Origin of the sequence: Chromobacterium sp. Rain0013 (assembly GCF_015291765.1) — a bacterium.
GTDB lineage: Bacteria > Pseudomonadota > Gammaproteobacteria > Burkholderiales > Chromobacteriaceae > Chromobacterium > Chromobacterium haemolyticum.
The window spans coordinates 3,238,145-3,254,384 of sequence record NZ_CP031514.1; the positions used below are offsets into that span (position 1 = coordinate 3,238,145).

Here is a 16,240-nt window from a genome sequence, read left to right on the forward strand (position 1 = left end):
GATGAAGTATTCAATTGAATGGCTGCTCAGGCCCATCCCGTTATTGCTGTGGCTGGCCGGAACGTTCCCGACGGCGGCACTGGCGAAGAACGAAGCCCGCGACATAAGCGGCGAGGGCGTGCAGTTTGACTTGGGCGTGTTGAAGGCGAGCGGCATCGACCCTGGGGTGGCGGAGTACTTCAGCCTGGGCGCGCGCTTTGTGCCGGGCAGGAATCGGGCGTCCTTATCCGTCAACGGCGCGGATCGCGGCAGCGCCGAGGTGCGCATAGACGAGGGCGGCCGCCTGTGCGTCGACGACGGATTCTGGACGGCGGCCGGTTTGCAGCCCACGGCCGGGCCGCCGCCGGCAGAGGCCGGCTGCCGGGAGTTGACGGCCTTTTATCCGCAGGCGGTGGTCAAGCTGCGGCCAGAGCTGGCACGGGTGGATATCCTTGTGCCCAGCGGCGCCTTGCGGCGCAAGCAGGAGCAACTGGGCGCTCACGATAGCGGCGGCACAGCCGGCGTGTTCAATTATGAGGTGTTGGCCATGCGCAGCAGCGGAGGCGGGCGGAGCCAGCAGTATCTGCAAGGTTTTACCGAAATCGGCTTCAATTGGCAGGACTGGATGGTGCGCAGCCGGCAAAGCTTCGCGCACAACGGGGCGAGCAATCGTTTCCAGTATCTCTACAGCTATGCGCAGAAGACCCTAGTGGGCAGCAAGGCTATCCTGCAAGTGGGCGAGTTATCGCTGAACAACCCCTTGTTTGCCGGCGTGAACTTCTCCGGCGCGCAGTGGCTGCCGCAAGGGGCCTTGCTGCCGCGCGGCAATCTGCCGCAGGTCAGGGGCATCGCTCAGAGCGAGGCTCGGGTGGAGGTGAGGCAGGCAGGTGCTTTGGTGTACAGCACGCTGGTGCCCCCCGGCGCTTTCGAACTAAATGATGTGCCCATCCTTTCGGCGGGCTTCGACCTGAATGTCACCGTTACCGAAAGCGATGGCGGCCAGCACGCCTTCACTGTGCCGGTGGCGGCGTTTTTTGCCAGCCCGGGCGGCGATGTAGAGGGTTTCAATATGGCGGCGGGCAAACTGCGTCAGTTCAGCGGCCAGGATGGCGACACGCCTTGGTTGTTCTCCGGCAGCCGCAGCTGGCGGCTGGGCCGGGAACTGGATCTCAGTTTGGGAGGAATGTGGTCCGAACGCTTTCATTCCATCGGAGGGGCCTTGTCTTATCTGTTAAGCCCTGGAATGGTGGCCGGCATGCGTGCCGTGACCTCCCGCGACGGCGAGGCGGGAAGGAGCGGCGCGCAATACAGCGCGTCCTTGAGCGCGAGCTGGAGCGAGCGCCTCTCCGGCGCGCTGAACCTGAGCCGGCAGAGCGCCCATTTCCGCACGCTGTCGGATTATGCGGCTCGTCGGCAAGAGGCGCCGGCCGCGCTGACGCAGTACGGTCTATCCCTGTCCTATAGCCATGAGTTCTTGGGCGTGTTCAGCCTGAGCGCCACGCGCTCGCATAACGGAGGCGATGCTTCCCCGCGCTTGAATGGAGGCTGGTCACGGCGAGTGTGGGACGCCAATATTTCCTTGAACGTGGGCCGAGATCTGAGCCAGGGCTCTGGCGCGCATCGTAATCAGTTTTACTTGAACGTCGATCTACCGCTGGAACGCGCCAGCTTAAGCGCTTATCTGCAACGCTATGGTCAAAGCCAAACTTTGGGGACCAGCTACCGAGAAATCGTCAGCGACAGCTTGAATTACGGCGTGGCGGTGGATCGCGACGCCGACCAGAACAGCACCGGCTTCAGCGGCAATTTGCACTGGATTCCGCGTTACGCACAGCTGGGCCTCGGCATGAGCCAGCGCGGCGGCACCCAGTCGTACAACGCCAGCCTGCGCGGCGGAGCGCTGCTGCATGAGCGCGGCCTGACCTTCTCGCCCTATCCGCTGCGCGACAGCGTCGGGGTATTGTCGGTGGGCGGCTTGCCCGGCGTGAAGTTCAGCACGCCCAGCGGCCCGGTGTGGAGCGATAGCGAAGGCCATGCGGTATTGGCCAATCTGAACGCTTACGCCGACACCCGAGTGGAGTTGCAGACGCCTAGCCTGCCGCGCAATGCGGATGTGAAGAACGGCTTGAAAGTCGTGCGCGCCGGGCATGGCTCGGTCAGCCGGGTGGACTTCTCGGTGCTCAAGACCCAGCGTTTGCTGATCCAGATCGCGACAGAGGACGGCGAGGCCTTGGCATCCGGCCTGAGCGTGGTGGATGGGGAAGGGCGCTTCATCACGATCACCGGGAGCGGGGGCGAGGTGTTTCTGGATCAAGCCACGGTGCAAAACGGGCTGTATGTGGAATCTCCGCCAAGACGGCGTTGCCGCTTGGACTATGCCTTGCCGGAGGAGGACATTTCCGTGATCTACCAAACCATCAGGGCGCGATGCGCGCCGGGCGCGCAGCTCGAAGTGGACGCATCGGACCGCAGGCTCGCTGGCTGAGATGCTGTTCACCGCCAGCGACAGGAGTAAGTATCCATGTGCCGAAGGAATAAAGACATGAGAAGGAACAAGTGGATTTTCATCGTGCTGACACTGCTGAGCACCGGCGTCGCAGCCGAGGAGCCGCCGTGTGTATTGACGTTGAGCACGCCCAGTCTGGACTATGGCGCGGTGCCGTTGGCCGCACTGCGCGAGGATTTTGATCGGAGTGCGCCGAGCGGGGGCCTAGAGGCGCGGATTTTGAGTTTGCAAGCCGTCTGCGAGCGCCCCCAGGCGCTGGCCCTGCGTTTCAATGGTCCGGCGGCGGATGCGGCATCCTATCGTTTCGGACCTCAGGGCGTGGTGCGCCTGATCCTGCGCTCGGCTACGCTGGATGGTCGTGACGCTTACTTCCTTGATGAAGGGGGGAGCGGCGGTGAGCGCTTGCGCTCCGTACAGTTGCGTCCTGGTCAACTGGTGCATATCCATCCCGACAGCGGCGGCTTGGGCCGGGCTTTGCAGTTGGAACTTGAGGTCCTGCCGGCCTTGCCGATTGGTACGGCGCATGCCCGCGAACGTGAGCGCTGGCAAATGAACGGGGTGTTCGAACTACAGGCCTCCGCCGCGGAATGAAGCGCTGGCCTCCGCCGTTTACGGTAAGTGCTGCATTGCGCCGGTTAGCATCGAATAAGGTCCCGACGCCACCTTCTGCGACCGCATTCTGGTAACGGTAAAACGTCTAGCCATGGGGTTACTCCTGCGTTTGCGCGCTGTTTTGATGAAGATTCGCACCTCTATCAAAACGGGTAATCCCACCTTCCGGCAAGGCCTGACTGTCAGATCAAGTCTGAACTTCTACATTTTTTACTACCCGATGGGCGTGAATGTCACTGTTGCCGATCCCGTATTGTCAGCAGAATTGACTTGATCGACAATAAATGCATAGACCGGTTGGTTTTCTTCCGCCTTAATAATACAACCTTCAGTTGTATTCAGCACATAAAACCACTTTTCGTAGTCGCCCGTATTCAGGGGCGCACAATTGAACAAGATGGCTTGCTGGCAAAAAACCGGGCTGCCGTCGTGGTAGTTGACATCCGAAGTCAAGGTTACCGCATATTTCCCAGATGGCAATTTAATACTCGGCGCACTGCCACCAGCAGAAATATTGCTCAGGTTGATAGCGCCCGTACCCTGGATCGTCAGTTGTTTTGCTGCACTCATATTTCAATCTCCAAGATCATTGTGTAGCTACAAGTTTGGGATGTATCTAAAAAAAACACCCCCTCCCTTGAGCAAAATTAACCATGTCAAATCGCCCAAGGAGCTGGCTTCAGCCCCCAATCACCCGATCTGAGCGAGTAAGGAATCACCCACTCAAGGCACGTTATAGATCAAAATATTGCTTTGTGATACCAATTTTCATTTTTATTGAAAATTGCATATCTCGATCACATGCTCACGTTATGTAGCCCCGCGCAGCGCCTCTAGCCTTGGTATTTTGGGTCACTCTTGAGCCTGGCTTGCGCACATTGGCGTCTTGCTCTCTGTCCCGATACGCCCAATTTTCTGGCGTTTTGCTCGCTACCTGATGCGAAAGCATCTGATGCCTAAACACGAAAAATCATCACCGTAACGAAAAAATCACTACTCAAAAATAAACCCGGGCATAACCCCGGGCTTTGATGCAAAAACATCTGTTTAATCCTAGATTCGACATCCATTTTCATGCATTTCTTTCTGGACGTCCCTGAGCTTTTGCATCGTATCTGGTTCTTTATTCATCCCAGGCTCTAGCATTCGATCGTAGTAGTTCCGTATTTGCTTGAGCATTTCACAGCTTCTTTTCACCTGGATCACTGGCGCTGAATTTTGTGACCCTTGTGCCGCAGCGATACTGGGATCTCGCGTGTTGAAGTTAATGCCCTTGAAACGTGTCCCGGCCGGGCAAAACTGCGCGGTCGTATACATGATTTGTGATTCGCTAACATAGCACTCCAGAACCCCCGCCTGCAGATTGGGGCGTCGAGTAGGCTGCTGTGCAGCTCTGGGCGCTATGGGCCTAAGCAAGTCGTCCCCTTGAGCTTGGCCCTGAGTCATCTGTCGTTTAAATGTTGTGCCAGGAGGGCAGGTGGCCTCATTGGTGAGGTGGCTTTTCCCGTCCTTTGTTTTGCACTCAATCACGCCAGCCTGCGCCGTGGCGGCCCATGTCACGATCAACACAAGACTCATTCGCTTCATGCCTTTGCTCCAGCTATCACCCGGGTTCATGCTAAACAAATTTTTCACTGAAGGGCTAGCGGCAGGGCATGAAAATACCTCCCGGTAACAACCGTCAGGATTTTGCATTTAATCGTTACCGTAACGAAAAATCTTCTGCGGAGCCGTGGACCGGGCGAGGATCTGAGCCCTTGACGCCATGACCACGTAAAACCCTCCGGGCTGTGCCCGGGGATTGAGGGCTTGCCCGAGCATCCCGGGGACTGCCTCCCGGCGAGGGGCTTTGTCTTTTTTGGCGCTGAATGCCATAGGGCAAGCCTGCGAGCTAATATCCGTCTTTTGTTTCATTCTGGGCTGCTAGGCGTCACGCATTGCGGTACTCGCTCAGGAAGGCGACTCTGATTCTTCATAAACAAACATCCAAGCTCGTCAGGGCTGCATTTAAACTCACACCACGGATTGCTGCGTTTCATTTCTTGAACTGAATGTTGTTGTCGGAACATCCAAAAGACAGGTATTTGAGTGCCTGGAGCAGGCCGATGGCCCTGCGTCGCATATTTGCTAATTTGACATAATATACATTGCCTCAGGAAATTTGAGGCTCATCAGGGCCGTTCCTATCATCAGAATCATGATCAACATTGGCACGAGTACCAGCCCTTTTTCGCGTTCTCGTGCTGTCCGAAAATCCCGCCAGAACTCCTTTTTCTCTTCCGATTTTTCCCGCTCTTCTTGAGCGGCAGCAATGATTTCCATCGGATCGATGCCAAGAACTTGGGCGACTCGGATGCAGTGATAGTCGTCCATTTGGCTTTTGCCGTTCATGTAGTTCGAGATGTTAACTGTGCTCGTTTTGAGTTCTTTTGCCAGCCTGTAGTCGCTGCTGCATCCGAGTTTTTCTTTTGCCTCTAGCAAGTACTCTACCGACCTTTTCATGACTAAACCCCTTGAATGGTTCAATGCCTTGAGCTAGCCTCCGAACAAATAGTTCAAGGTCTTGAGCGTTTCAGGCCTTTACGTATCGGATTATAGCTAGAGGCAACCCATGGCACGCAAGTTCCGACAGCAGGAAGCTGTGAATCTTCGTAAAGAGAAGGGCGATGAACCGCGCTATCGCGCCGTTTATGACTACGGTGTGACTGTCGTTGTTGGTCCTTCTGATGACGAACTGCGTCCCATCGTTCGGGATTTGCGTTACTGGCTGTCGATGCCTCGTTTTGCCAATCTGTCCCGTCCGGCCTTGTATCCGGCGGGAAGCTGCGCGGCCAGTGGTGACGCGCGCCAGCGCGGCACGCTGGCGGCGCTGCTCCCCCCCACTAGTAACACGGGGGGAAAGTTGCCGCAGGCGGCCCAAGCTACAGATCGACCGGATTTAAAAAATATCGAACTCGTGATGGAAAACGGTGAGTTGAAAATTGTCACGGTACGGGCTTATGGCGTTGGCGATGATCTCGCGCATGTCGATCAGGTGTCGTTCACGGTCCACGAGTCAACGTGTCATGTGATTGCCGGTCACCGGATGGTTGCCGACGATGACTACATCGTGACGATGTCCCGCAAGCTCATGCAAATCTTTGGTTTCGGCATTGCCACGAAACGTCCGAAGGGTATGAACTTCTACAGGGATACATGGGTGCTCGGTCAGGAAGATGTGTGTTATGGCCATCTGAGCTTTGGCGGTCAGCGCAATACGATTCTTGTCCAACTCACTGCAGTGGGTTGCCTAGCTGCAAATCCTGGTTGGGAGCAACGTCTCTACGATTTCCTGACTACTGACGCCGAAAATCCGCGGTTGACTCGTGTTGACTGCGCGTTTGATGACTTTGAAGGCTTGTACAACGTCGATTTGATGAATGATGACGTTAAAGCGGGTCTTTTCAATTGCGGTGGCCGCAATCCTTTTGTTGAGCGTCGTGGCGATTGGGATCATCCGGACGGCTCCGGCCGGACGCTGTATATCGGCAAGCGGCAGAACGGCAAGTATACGCGGGGCTACGAAAAGGGTAGGGAACAGGGAAGCCCAACTTCTGAATGGTTTCGCGTTGAAACCGAGTTCAAAGCCGTCGATCGCATCATCCCATTCGATATTTTGCTCAATGCCGGTGCTTATCTGGCCGGGGCCTATCCCGCTTTTGATCGCTTTGCGGGTAAGAAAACACCTGAACGCATCCAGACAATCGTCAAACAGCAGGAATATGCGTTTGATCACTACGTCCACTATGCGGCGCTTCAGGTCGGTCGCTTGGTCAACTACATGCAAGAGGTTGCCGGCTGGACTGCCGACAGCATCGTATCCCACCTGGCTCGTCCTGATGCCGGCTATCCCCAGCGCCTGAAGCTCGCGAATGTCTCTTGCGAACTGGCGAATCAAGATTTTGTTCATGACTACGCCTGCGTTGATTACGACGCTGACGAATTTGCGCGTGTAGCCGCAGAGCCTGCGCCTGTTGATCTGCCGACTACGTCGGACGGCTGGCGCCAGTTCTGCATGAAAACAGCGTTACGGTAACGAAAATTCATCCCCCGGAATTAAGGCGGATTTCGGAAAACGGGACAAACGCCATTGGAGAACTGACATGCAATTCGAATCGAATCTGAAAATCATCGGCGCTAAGCGCTTCAAGGACACCGTGGACGGCACGCTCTACGACAACACTAAGTTGTTTGTAGAGGTGCAACTGAATGACCAAAACGGCAATGCCGTTGGTTCTGCTGCGTCGGAAATGCAATGGGGTACGTCCGATAACTTCGCCAAGATTCAACACCTTTCCTATCCGTTCGTTGCGAAATGCACGTTGGAAATGGTCACGAACGGCAAGACGACGAAAACCGTCGTTCTTAATGTTCAGCCAGTTCAGGCTCCCCAGTCCGCAAAACCGGCTCAGCAGGGTTAATCATGATCGGGCCTGTGTGGGTGGTACAGGACCGCGACACGGGCCTTTTCCTGTGTCCCGATCCGAATGGCGATGTCGGTTTTACTCGGTTTCTAGGTGACGCCGGTCGGTTTGATAACGCTGAATCTGCGATTGATACCGCTCGGTTTGTTTTGGGCAATTCCTTTGTTGTATCGAACTTTTTCGATGATTTGGAGCGTTGCCATTGATTTATCTGGGTGTTGCGTTGGCTACGCGCTGCATCTGGTTCTTGTTGTAGCCATGGAGATTGAAATGAAACACATGAATGTTGCCCGCAAGTTCGCCCTGGGTCTGTTCGCAATGGCTGCTGCTGCATCGGCCAACGCTGCTGTCTCCGAGGAGATTACCAAGGCCATCAAGGATTCCGGCGCTGACGCCGCTGTCGTTGGTGGCTTGGTGCTCGTTGTGATGGTTGGCATTGCCGGCTTCAAATGGCTGCGTAAGGCGGTGTGATGGGCTTCGCTGTCGGCTATGCCTGCTATTCGGATCAGGCGTCGGCAGCGGACGCGCTTTATACGTCTACTGCTCCGCGCATTACTGAGACTGGCTATCAGGCTTTTGAGAAGAGCGGGCATAGCTGGCAGCTAAATAACTACCGTAACAGCCCCGATGGGGCTGTTTTAGTTTCTAGCTCGCTTGTTGTGCCTAAATTTGCTGAATGTGATCCTCAGCAGCTTATTTTTGATGGTGTCGCATTAGGTTGGCTGGTTTTGACGCCGGCAATTATTGTATGGGGCATTCTTGTTTTAAAAAGGGCGCTGACATGATTTATTTTGCTGCCGGTTTCATTTCTATTTTGTTTGTAGGAATGGTGCTATTCAAATGAATATAATGCGCCTGTTTCTTTATTTTCTAGTGGGCGTCATGATTTCGGCGGCGGCTAGTTTTTCTTTTGCGGGAAGCTATAGGGTTGGCACCTATTATCGTTACGGTGATTCAATTACTCGCAAAGTGACATCCGCTTCTGACGCCCAAAAGCTATCTGATACCGTAATGAAGGTTGCTTTAGACGATGCTAAAAATGCGCGGGTGACTACGCAAATTGCTGTCAATATGGAGTCCAATCTAGTTCAGTCACGTATTCTTGATCAAATACCTATTCCCGCCGCTGCGGCTGCTGCTGCGGCTGCTTCAGCGCTTAAAAAGGGCCGCATTAATCCCGGTGCCATTGTTGCTAACCTTTTAGCTGATTATGCTGTTCAAAAAGGTTGGGAGATGATGAAAGATGCTCAATGTGAAATGAAGGCTGGCGGATGCTGGAATGCGCCTGCAAGCGGCATTAATGAGTCTAATGCTTCTGATTGTGATATGTATTCACTCGCTTGGGGTCAAAAGGGTACTTTTATAGTACATATTCCAGGTTGGGTTTGTATTCAAACTACGGGCGGCGGTCCTTCTTTTAATCCTGATAAATGTTTCTACAGAAACAACATTCCTGTCGGTGGCGGAGAGTATGCGGGTTATTACTGGTGCAGAGAAACGACGCCCGTCAAATATTCACAGAGTTCACCCGCCACTCAAAACGATATCGATAATTTAGCCAAAGAATATTATTACAACTACACGCAACCTCTTTTTGAAGGATTTATGAAAGAGGGGACTATTTTTGAATTGGATGACAATACGCCTACAACGACTTCCGGCGATCCAGTAACTGGCCCTAAATCTGTTTCAGCTTCAGGCTCTACTAAGAATGCTGATGGCACTGAATCGCAATGGCAGACTGAAAAGCAAACGACTTACACGCCTAAGGGAGATGGCAAAGCCGGTGGCGAAATCAAGATAGACAAGTCTACGACCACGACCACAACGACAAATACTTGTACTGGTGAAGGCTCTTGTCGCAGCAGTTCGAATACGACTACAACAAAGCCGCCAGAAGAACAAAAGACCGATTGTGACAAGCACCCCAATTCTATTGGTTGTTCGGAATACGGAGACCCTCCGACAATTACCATTCCGGAATCCACACAAAATGTCTCATTTGAATGGAATCCTTTTTCGCTTCCCGCTTTATGTCCGCCCGATTATGTTTTTACGCTATCGAACGGGATGACGTACCATTATTCTTTTGAGTGGTTTTGTCGATATGCTTCGGCGATGAAGACGGTTATTCTTTTGGCTGCATTTGTTGCTGCTTATTACATTTGCTTTGGCGCAAGGAAGGGTGAGTCATGAATCTTGCAAGCTTTTTAATTTCGATGGTGAAGCCGCTTATTGCTCAGATTTTAGTGAGTCTTGGCTTGTCGATAATTACTTTTGGTGGCATTCAAATGATTTTGACGCAACTAAATGGCTATATTCAAAATAGCTTGAATGGCCTGCCCGTTGTTGTATCAAATTTATTTGGCTTGGCCGGTGTAGGCGAAGCGTTAGGCATTATTGTCGGTGCTTTTGCTTTTCGCTTGTCTATGGGTTCGTTTAAGCGCATTGACTTTAAGAGCAAATAATTATGTTGACTCTAATTACTGGTGATCCTGGCACGGGCAAATCAGCGTTAGCTGTTTCTATGATGCTTGAAGAGCAGGGCGAGCGTCCTTTGTTTGTGATGGGTATTTCAGATCTAAAGATACCGCATGAAGTGGCACCGCCGGTTGCAGAGTGGACAAAGCTCGTGCCTTTGCCGGAAGACCCTTCAATCCAGCGTCCTGTTTTCCAATTTCCGCCTAATGCAATTCTTTTAGTCGATGAAGCGCAGACCGTATATAGGCCGCGTGCGGCGGGTAGCCGCGTTCCTGACCATGTTGCGGCGATAGAAACCCATCGCCATACCGGCATTGATATTTGGCTCATTACACAAGGCGTTCACTTAATTGACTCAAATGTACGTCCGCTTGTTGGGCGACATGTTCACATTCGTGCACTGCCTTTTGGTCGCAAGCTTTATGAGTGGTCAGAGTGTGGAGACCCAAAGAGCAAGACGTCTCGTGACATTGCCGCAAGGCGAAACTACAAATTACCCAAGAAAGTATTTGGGCTTTATAAAAGCGCTAGTCTTCACGTTAAAGTTGATAAGCGAATGCCTACTTATGTGTGGGTTATTGGCTTTTCTATTGTTATTGCTTTGCTTTTGGCCTTTTTTGCGTATCGTTCTATTAATCGAAAGATGCACCAGGGTGAGCAGGCTCAGCCCAGTTTAACTCAGCCGGATCGGACGCCTGGGGTGGCGACGACGGCTCAGCCGGCGGCGCGTCCTCAGGCGGATGTGACGGCGGTTTCGATTTATGAGGCTGAGCATCCGCGTATCGCTGGACGTCCTGAGACAGCGCCGCTATATGATGCTCAGCGCTCTGTAAAAGCTATGCCTATGGTTGTGGGTTATATCGCCAGCAAAGGGCGTTGTAGGGCGTTCACACAGCAAGGGACGGTAGTTGCGATGTCGAATGAGCAGTGCTTGTCTGAGATGGAGCAGCCTCGCTATAACCCGTATCTTGATCAACAGGTTTCGCCGCCACAAACGACAAACATCAAAACCCAACAGATAGAGGTTAAGAAATGACTTATTTGTTTTGGTTATTAATGCTAGCTTTTTCAGCGTATGGTCTAGTTCTTATTTTTAAGTTTTTCCTACGGGGTTAACTAAAATGCAAACGATTGAAATTTTTGACATTCTTAAGCTTTGTTTAATTGTTTCTTTTTTTGCCTTTTTCTCTGGTTTTGGAGTTTCTAGCTTTGCTGGAATGTTATTTAATTCTAGGCGAATAGAAAGATTCTTCGACGGTTTAATTAATCCGCCTTCAAAAGATTTAATTGCCAGGGCTTTAAAAATAAGAGTTGTTAAATTGCAACGGAGAATAAAAGAATTGGAGAATTCCAATTAAACGACTTCCATTATTCGTTACTATAACGGATAATGAATTATCTAAACGGAGGTTACGCAAATGGCTAAAGACATGAATGACAGCGCAACGCTTGAATTGATTCCGGCTGCTAAGAAACGTGGCCGTCCTGCTAGTGCCAATGCATTAACTAATGCTCAGCGTCAGCGCCTGTTTCGTGAAAGAAAAAAGGACAGGGTTCAAATAGATTTGTCTGTAGATGATTGGGCCAAGCTTTCCGCATCGCTTCAAGTCCTTTATGAATCTGACTCAGGTTCTATCCGTCAGCTTCAATACGCGCACCTTGTTGAGCACATTTACCGTGCTGGCGTTAAGTGCAATAAAATGCCGGACTGGTTTGAAAAAAATCGTTATAAAGAAACCGTTACCGTAACGGAAAATCAACCCGTTCAAGAAAGCGTTACCATAACGGAAATTGAGGATGTTGAGGACAAACCCGTTACCGTAACGAAAAAGCCCCGCGTCAAGAAGTCGCTGGCCCAGATTCAGGCCCCGTCAAAAGAACCCGTTACCGTAACGGAAATTCCCGATGCACCTAAAGTCGTTACCGTAACGAAAAACAATTTTCAGGTGCGCTACGCTCATCCGGATGAACCTATGTTGACCTGGACGGGTAGGGGACGTCAGCCTGTGTGGGTTAAAAACTGGCTTGATGGTGGCGGCCAGCTTGCCGATCTGGATGTTTGAGGGCTTATCCATGAACACTATTGTTATGGTTTTGATGGCTGTATCGATTATCTCTTGCCTGCTTGCCGCTACTCTTTTACTTATCCTTTTGGTAAATATTAAAGTTACGTAACGGAATTTCTGCTCGTAAAAATGTCCAGGTGTGCGCCCTGGGCTTTTTTGTGTCTTTACTTATCGTTACCGTAACGAAATTATTTGGCTACGGGATTATTTTCTTGCATTTTTGATTTATGTGTTGCATAATTCAAGTAACAAAACGCCGCATGGAGCAGAACATGGAACTGTTTCACACCTCGCCGCAAGCCATCAGCCAGATCAATACCCACGGTCGCTATGGCTCGTTCCTGTTCTTCTCCAGCCATGTTTATGCAATGACTGCCGGCAGCTTCAAGGCTTACTCCATCGAACTGGACGAATCGGAATGCATCGCCGCCGGTGAACTGTTCTGTCACGACGCCGCCGCTAAGTTGGAAGGCCTGGTAGCAGAGCTTGCCACCCGCTACGGGATTGACGAAGACACCGCCGAGGCGCTGATTGCTGAATCGAAATCCATCTACGACATCGAATCCAACGTAGAACCGGAAGACCTGGGCGACGCCTCTTGGGACATCCAGTACGCCACTGCCCGTGCCGCCGCGCAGCTGGGCTTCCGCGCGGTACGCGTGTCCGACGAACAAGGTGCCAGTTATATGGTGGAGATGCTGGGCCGTGAGCATGAGCTGAAGGAGGTGGAAGCGTGAAAGCCAGTGAGTCCCAATCGATCCGCCGTCCAGCAGATAATGAAACAGGCGCGGTTCTTCATGGCGGCGCGCGCCCAGGGGCAGGTCGCAAGGCTTCGAAGAATCCAGCCAAGTCCGGCAGCATCCGCTTGACCCCGGAACGCTGGGATAAGCTGAGGGCGCTGGGAATGGAATGGCTCAGCGGCCAGATCGACGCGGCCACATTGCCGGAAAGCGGACGAAAATGAAGGCTGCATGGACGCCGGTTTGTTCCTTACTTTAATGTCACTGTAACGAGAATCATCAGCCAAGATCGATGCGCTCCTGCTTTCCTGCAGACTTCCCTTAGCTTTCTCACTCGCTCGTTTCCGTAGCCCCGCGCTCGCGCGCCCCTAGGGGCCCCGCTGTGGCGTTTTGTGCCACAGAAGGGGGTAGGGGGACTAGCCCGGCCAGCGAGCCGGGCGTAGTAGGGCGTCTTATGCTGTGGTCAGTGCAGGTTTTTGGGGTTCTGGTCTGGGGTGCGCTTGCTTTAGTGCTTGTGCGAGATTGTCGATGATTGTTTGATCGGGATTTGGCTTGAGACGTATTGCCATTAGCCCGGCCTCCTGGATGATGTTGTCTCGGATTTTGTCATCTTCCTTTTTCTTGTTGTGGGATCTGTCGTCCAGTTCAATAACCGCGATCATAGACATGTCGATCTTGCAGACGACAAAGTCGGCTACCTTTTGCTTGATCTTGCTGCGTGCGCTTTGATTTTCGCCGTAACTGCCGCCGGTTGCGTCAATGACTTGGCTTAGTGCGACTTGAGGGAAAACCAAGAAATCGGGCGCTAGGCTGCGTCTGAGCTTGTGAAAGCATTCTTCTTCGTGCTTTGTGAGTAGTGTTTTGCGCTTGAGAGTGTATTTTGTCTTTGATGATGTGGGCGCTTGTTCCTGCGCTGGTTCGGTCTTTTGCTTCGCCTTCTTTGATTTGCTCGTGATTGCAAGTACTGCGATCAGCCCAAAGAAGAGCAGGACGGCGATAAAGGTCATGTCTGTCTTTCGAGTTGTTACTGTGCCGCAATGCTAACGGAATAGACGATTTAGCATCAGTCCGAATTTGGCTTGCCGGTGGCAGTTTTCTTTGTAGAAGTCGCGTTCTGCCATCAGTCGCTCAATCAGATCGGCTTGTTCCTGTGCGAGTCGATGGGCTCGCCGGTACTCTCTCAGCTCGTGCCATTCGTTGACGTGTAATGACTCGCCCCAGGGGGATATGATGCGTTCGCCGTCGACTTGATAGCCTTTCCACGGCCCCATGTCTTGGATCTGTTTTCTTTGCTTGAGATAAAGCCAAACTAGCTTTGGCACTGGCTCTGCGCCCGTTTTCCACGCCCGCCATTCCGTTACGGTAACGCCAATCTCCTTTGCTGTTTTGTCGTCGTCGTGTGTGAACATTAGCTTGGCCAGTTCCAAGCTGTCGCATGCGAACTTTGCCCATGGGCTGAACTTTTGTTTTGACATTGCCGAATGAGTAGAGGCCCTTGCGGGCCTCTCTATAGTTGTTGTTGGCGTTGTCATATTACGTGTTCGGCATGAGTGCATGACTGTTGCAAATCAACGACAGTTTTTTCTTCTTTCTGCGATTTGACATAATATACATTATGCGAACATTGGTTCATTGAGTCTGCCCGTACTCTTGAGTTAAGTTGGCTCATGGATTAGTTTGGCTAGGCCTTTGCCAGATTTGTGCAACAACGCCTTCTCTGCCGTACGCTTGACTCTTTTAATCTTCAGAGCACTTCAATTGTTGCGGCTTGCCGGGCCTTTTGGTCTATCGCCCCAACAATCAACTGATAGAGCGCGGGTGGCAAGTCGTGCCCCATCCCGTCAAGCAGCATGAGGTCTGCATTCGGGATCGAAGTGGCGGTGTCCTCTCCGCAAGCTGGAAGAATGAGCGGATCTTCTGTTCCGTGCACGATGAGCGCAGGCATCCTAATAGTAGCCAGTCGTGAACGTCGATCCCCTGTGACGGCCATTGCCGCGATCTGTCGCCCGGTTCCACTAGGGTTGTATGCGCGCCGGGCTTCTTCTAGAGCAAGAAGACAGTAAGCTTCTTTATCCAACGGGTATCTAGATCCGGCGATGCGTTGTGCAAAGGTGAAGGTGTGCGTTAAAAATTCCGATTCGTCGGTGAAAGGATTGGGTGCGGGACGTGTCAACATCGCCATAATGTCAGGCTCGGCCTGCGGAAGCGCAGGATTACCCGAGCTCGACATGATCGAGGTCATGGATAACACTCGGTCAGAATAGTCGCTTGCCATAATCTGCGCGATCATGCCGCCCATGGACCGACCAACGACATGTGCCCGATCAAATGTGCCCGATCAATGGAGAGAGAATCAAGCAGACTGATTGCATCTGCAGCCATATCGTCGAGAGTATAAGGAACGTCCGGTCGCTGTCCTGCCATTAGCGTAGCTGCCAACACGCTGAAATCCAGTGGAGGATATTGGCTGAAATGGGTCGAACAACCGGTGTCACGGTTGTCGAAACGAATCACGCGGTAGCCTCGCGCGGCTAGTGCTTCGCAGAATGGCCCCGTCCATCGAATCATCTGCGTTCCCAACCCGGCAATGAGCAGGATCGTGGGGCTGGCTTCGTCGCCAAAGCTTTCGTAAGCCAGCTTAATGCCGTTTGCTTGTATGGTTTTCATCGTCCTGACCCGGATCAAGTTGGGAGCTGAAGCTAACTCAATGGTGTGCTGCGCCAGCCAAGTGCTACTGCGTGGTCGCGCACATCTTCAGGCCAATTCGCGGTAATTTCGTTAAATCGTATGTGGTCATCGGCAAATAGCGCACGCGTAGATTCTTCAAATCCGGGGAGATCCCCAGCGATCGCGGAGATGAAGTGATACGCTCGTTCGTGCGCAGCGCGGCGATTGTCCCGTGGATTATGCGCACGTCTGGCTTCCTCGACGAGCTTCCGCAATGCCACTGACGCTCCTCCTGGCTGCGCCGAGAGCCAATCCCAATGCCGTGGCAACAGCGTGATCTCACGCGCCACGACTCCCAGTTTTGGACGACCCCTGCGGCGAAGCACGCCATGTTCTGACTCTCTGCTAGATCCGTTAATACAGTTGGAGTCTGTCGCTGTCTGTGTGATGCGTGAAATAATTTCATCGTCTGTGCCACGGAGATCGACATCGGTTGTGCGGCCCGTCGCGTTGTCGAAGATCAAAATGGGCTCCGTAGAGCCATTCTCCATCACGCGCTTTACCGCCAGTGCGACTGATGCGAGCAGGCCGGATGCGATATGTCGATGCCCATCAAACGCGGTATAGGACGGCAATGTGGTAGCTGAGTCCATATATCAGTCACCAGAGTTAAGATGCGGCCAATTTACACCCGGGTAAAATTTCTGTCTATATTACCCGGGTAAA

Annotated in this window: 21 protein-coding genes; 13 read left to right on the top strand and 8 right to left on the bottom strand. The window is 52.6% G+C overall.

Going from position 1 to position 16,240, the window contains the following annotated elements; translation table 11 throughout:
• The first annotated feature begins 1 nt into the window (after window position 1).
• Together DXT74_RS14945 and DXT74_RS14950 are read left to right on the top strand one after the other, a co-directional pair.
• Window positions 2-2,464 carry a fimbria/pilus outer membrane usher protein gene (locus DXT74_RS14945; RefSeq protein ID WP_194426344.1) on the top strand — a complete coding sequence of 821 codons (2,463 nt, stop codon included), beginning with the start codon at window positions 2-4 and terminating at the stop codon, window positions 2,462-2,464.
• Window positions 2,465-2,521: 57 nt separating this feature from the next.
• Window positions 2,522-3,076, top strand: coding sequence for a hypothetical protein (locus tag DXT74_RS14950; RefSeq protein ID WP_194426345.1), 555 nt, complete (start codon window positions 2,522-2,524; stop codon window positions 3,074-3,076).
• A gap of 234 nt (window positions 3,077-3,310) precedes the next feature.
• Here DXT74_RS14950 and DXT74_RS14955 read toward each other — a convergent pair whose 3' ends face one another.
• The 3 genes from DXT74_RS14955 to DXT74_RS14965 form a co-directional block, all read right to left on the bottom strand.
• Window positions 3,311-3,667, bottom strand: coding sequence for a hypothetical protein (locus tag DXT74_RS14955; RefSeq protein WP_194426346.1), 357 nt, complete (start codon window positions 3,665-3,667; stop codon window positions 3,311-3,313).
• Between the two features lie 483 nt (window positions 3,668-4,150).
• Complete coding sequence (locus DXT74_RS14960; RefSeq protein ID WP_194426347.1) at window positions 4,151-4,684, bottom strand: hypothetical protein; 534 nt, start codon at window positions 4,682-4,684, stop codon at window positions 4,151-4,153.
• A gap of 540 nt (window positions 4,685-5,224) precedes the next feature.
• Window positions 5,225-5,599, bottom strand: a complete 375-nt coding sequence (locus tag DXT74_RS14965; protein WP_194426348.1) for a hypothetical protein — start codon at window positions 5,597-5,599, stop codon at window positions 5,225-5,227.
• A 109-nt stretch (window positions 5,600-5,708) separates the two neighbouring features.
• Here DXT74_RS14965 and DXT74_RS14970 point away from each other — a divergent pair, with 109 nt between their 5' ends.
• The 11 genes from DXT74_RS14970 to DXT74_RS15020 all read left to right on the top strand — a co-directional run bounded on the left by DXT74_RS14970 (window position 5,709) and on the right by DXT74_RS15020 (window position 13,071).
• Window positions 5,709-7,172, top strand: coding sequence for a replication initiation factor domain-containing protein (locus tag DXT74_RS14970; protein ID WP_194426349.1), 1,464 nt, complete (start codon window positions 5,709-5,711; stop codon window positions 7,170-7,172).
• A 67-nt stretch (window positions 7,173-7,239) separates the two neighbouring features.
• Window positions 7,240-7,557 carry a hypothetical protein gene (locus DXT74_RS14975; RefSeq protein WP_194426350.1) on the top strand — a complete coding sequence of 106 codons (318 nt, stop codon included), beginning with the start codon at window positions 7,240-7,242 and terminating at the stop codon, window positions 7,555-7,557.
• A 186-nt stretch (window positions 7,558-7,743) separates the two neighbouring features.
• On the top strand, window positions 7,744-8,031 hold the full coding sequence (locus DXT74_RS14980; protein WP_231138188.1) for a major capsid protein: 288 nt from the start codon (window positions 7,744-7,746) through the stop codon (window positions 8,029-8,031).
• A complete protein-coding gene (locus DXT74_RS14985; RefSeq protein ID WP_162787878.1) occupies window positions 8,031-8,345 on the top strand; it encodes a hypothetical protein in 315 nt (104 codons plus the stop codon). The genes DXT74_RS14980 and DXT74_RS14985 overlap by 1 nt, the downstream gene beginning before the upstream one ends.
• Window positions 8,346-8,400: 55 nt before the next feature.
• Window positions 8,401-9,756, top strand: a complete 1,356-nt coding sequence (locus tag DXT74_RS14990) for a virulence factor TspB C-terminal domain-related protein (RefSeq protein ID WP_194426351.1) — start codon at window positions 8,401-8,403, stop codon at window positions 9,754-9,756.
• A complete protein-coding gene (locus DXT74_RS14995; RefSeq protein ID WP_081549415.1) occupies window positions 9,753-10,028 on the top strand; it encodes a DUF2523 domain-containing protein in 276 nt (91 codons plus the stop codon). The genes DXT74_RS14990 and DXT74_RS14995 overlap by 4 nt, the downstream gene beginning before the upstream one ends.
• 2 nt (window positions 10,029-10,030) lie before the next feature.
• On the top strand, window positions 10,031-11,077 hold the full coding sequence (locus DXT74_RS15000) for a zonular occludens toxin family protein (protein ID WP_194426352.1): 1,047 nt from the start codon (window positions 10,031-10,033) through the stop codon (window positions 11,075-11,077).
• A gap of 85 nt (window positions 11,078-11,162) precedes the next feature.
• The gene (locus DXT74_RS15005; protein ID WP_194426353.1) at window positions 11,163-11,399 is read left to right on the top strand and encodes a hypothetical protein; all 237 of its coding nucleotides are present in this window, start codon (window positions 11,163-11,165) and stop codon (window positions 11,397-11,399) included.
• Window positions 11,400-11,459: 60 nt separating this feature from the next.
• Window positions 11,460-12,104, top strand: coding sequence for an H-NS histone family protein (locus tag DXT74_RS15010; protein WP_194426354.1), 645 nt, complete (start codon window positions 11,460-11,462; stop codon window positions 12,102-12,104).
• Window positions 12,105-12,379: 275 nt separating this feature from the next.
• Entirely contained in the window at window positions 12,380-12,844 is a 465-nt protein-coding gene (locus DXT74_RS15015; protein ID WP_194426355.1) for a hypothetical protein, read from the top strand.
• A complete protein-coding gene (locus DXT74_RS15020; protein ID WP_194426356.1) occupies window positions 12,841-13,071 on the top strand; it encodes a hypothetical protein in 231 nt (76 codons plus the stop codon). Before DXT74_RS15015 ends, DXT74_RS15020 begins: the two co-directional genes overlap by 4 nt.
• 228 nt (window positions 13,072-13,299) lie before the next feature.
• On the opposite strand, the gene DXT74_RS15025 is transcribed toward DXT74_RS15020, so the two are convergent.
• From DXT74_RS15025 to DXT74_RS15040, 5 genes are all read right to left on the bottom strand, one after another.
• Window positions 13,300-13,854, bottom strand: a complete 555-nt coding sequence (locus DXT74_RS15025; RefSeq protein ID WP_194426357.1) for a DUF2726 domain-containing protein — start codon at window positions 13,852-13,854, stop codon at window positions 13,300-13,302.
• 33 nt (window positions 13,855-13,887) lie between these two features.
• Complete coding sequence (locus tag DXT74_RS15030) at window positions 13,888-14,274, bottom strand: hypothetical protein (RefSeq protein ID WP_194426358.1); 387 nt, start codon at window positions 14,272-14,274, stop codon at window positions 13,888-13,890.
• A gap of 317 nt (window positions 14,275-14,591) precedes the next feature.
• Window positions 14,592-15,146 carry an alpha/beta fold hydrolase gene (locus tag DXT74_RS22715; RefSeq protein ID WP_196783773.1) on the bottom strand — a complete coding sequence of 185 codons (555 nt, stop codon included), beginning with the start codon at window positions 15,144-15,146 and terminating at the stop codon, window positions 14,592-14,594.
• The gene (locus tag DXT74_RS22720; RefSeq protein ID WP_196783774.1) at window positions 15,134-15,514 is read right to left on the bottom strand and encodes an alpha/beta fold hydrolase; all 381 of its coding nucleotides are present in this window, start codon (window positions 15,512-15,514) and stop codon (window positions 15,134-15,136) included. The genes DXT74_RS22715 and DXT74_RS22720 overlap by 13 nt, the downstream gene beginning before the upstream one ends.
• Before the next feature lie 32 nt (window positions 15,515-15,546).
• On the bottom strand, window positions 15,547-16,167 hold the full coding sequence (locus DXT74_RS15040) for a DUF2239 family protein (RefSeq protein ID WP_194426359.1): 621 nt from the start codon (window positions 16,165-16,167) through the stop codon (window positions 15,547-15,549).
• Between the last annotated feature and the right edge of the window lie 73 nt (window positions 16,168-16,240).

Excerpts from the sequence above, each read along its gene's own strand:
- DXT74_RS14970 (WP_194426349.1), top strand. The coding sequence starts at position 5,709 with ATGGCACGCAAGTTCCGACAGCAGGAAGCTGTGAATCTTCGTAAAGAG.
- DXT74_RS15010 (WP_194426354.1), top strand. The coding sequence starts at position 11,460 with ATGGCTAAAGACATGAATGACAGCGCAACGCTTGAATTGATTCCGGCT.
- DXT74_RS22715 (WP_196783773.1), bottom strand. The coding sequence starts at position 15,146 with ATGGGCGGCATGATCGCGCAGATTATGGCAAGCGACTATTCTGACCGA.
- DXT74_RS15005 (WP_194426353.1), top strand. The coding sequence starts at position 11,163 with ATGCAAACGATTGAAATTTTTGACATTCTTAAGCTTTGTTTAATTGTT.
- DXT74_RS22720 (WP_196783774.1), bottom strand. The coding sequence starts at position 15,514 with ATGAAAACCATACAAGCAAACGGCATTAAGCTGGCTTACGAAAGCTTT.
- DXT74_RS14985 (WP_162787878.1), top strand. The coding sequence starts at position 8,031 with ATGGGCTTCGCTGTCGGCTATGCCTGCTATTCGGATCAGGCGTCGGCA.
- DXT74_RS15025 (WP_194426357.1), bottom strand. The coding sequence starts at position 13,854 with ATGACCTTTATCGCCGTCCTGCTCTTCTTTGGGCTGATCGCAGTACTT.
- DXT74_RS14965 (WP_194426348.1), bottom strand. The coding sequence starts at position 5,599 with ATGAAAAGGTCGGTAGAGTACTTGCTAGAGGCAAAAGAAAAACTCGGA.
- DXT74_RS14950 (WP_194426345.1), top strand. The coding sequence starts at position 2,522 with ATGAGAAGGAACAAGTGGATTTTCATCGTGCTGACACTGCTGAGCACC.
- DXT74_RS14995 (WP_081549415.1), top strand. The coding sequence starts at position 9,753 with ATGAATCTTGCAAGCTTTTTAATTTCGATGGTGAAGCCGCTTATTGCT.
- DXT74_RS14980 (WP_231138188.1), top strand. The coding sequence starts at position 7,744 with ATGATTTGGAGCGTTGCCATTGATTTATCTGGGTGTTGCGTTGGCTAC.
- DXT74_RS14945 (WP_194426344.1), top strand. The coding sequence starts at position 2 with ATGAAGTATTCAATTGAATGGCTGCTCAGGCCCATCCCGTTATTGCTG.
- DXT74_RS14975 (WP_194426350.1), top strand. The coding sequence starts at position 7,240 with ATGCAATTCGAATCGAATCTGAAAATCATCGGCGCTAAGCGCTTCAAG.
- DXT74_RS15000 (WP_194426352.1), top strand. The coding sequence starts at position 10,031 with ATGTTGACTCTAATTACTGGTGATCCTGGCACGGGCAAATCAGCGTTA.
- DXT74_RS15015 (WP_194426355.1), top strand. The coding sequence starts at position 12,380 with ATGGAACTGTTTCACACCTCGCCGCAAGCCATCAGCCAGATCAATACC.
- DXT74_RS14955 (WP_194426346.1), bottom strand. The coding sequence starts at position 3,667 with ATGAGTGCAGCAAAACAACTGACGATCCAGGGTACGGGCGCTATCAAC.
- DXT74_RS14990 (WP_194426351.1), top strand. The coding sequence starts at position 8,401 with ATGAATATAATGCGCCTGTTTCTTTATTTTCTAGTGGGCGTCATGATT.
- DXT74_RS14960 (WP_194426347.1), bottom strand. The coding sequence starts at position 4,684 with ATGAAGCGAATGAGTCTTGTGTTGATCGTGACATGGGCCGCCACGGCG.
- DXT74_RS15040 (WP_194426359.1), bottom strand. The coding sequence starts at position 16,167 with ATGGACTCAGCTACCACATTGCCGTCCTATACCGCGTTTGATGGGCAT.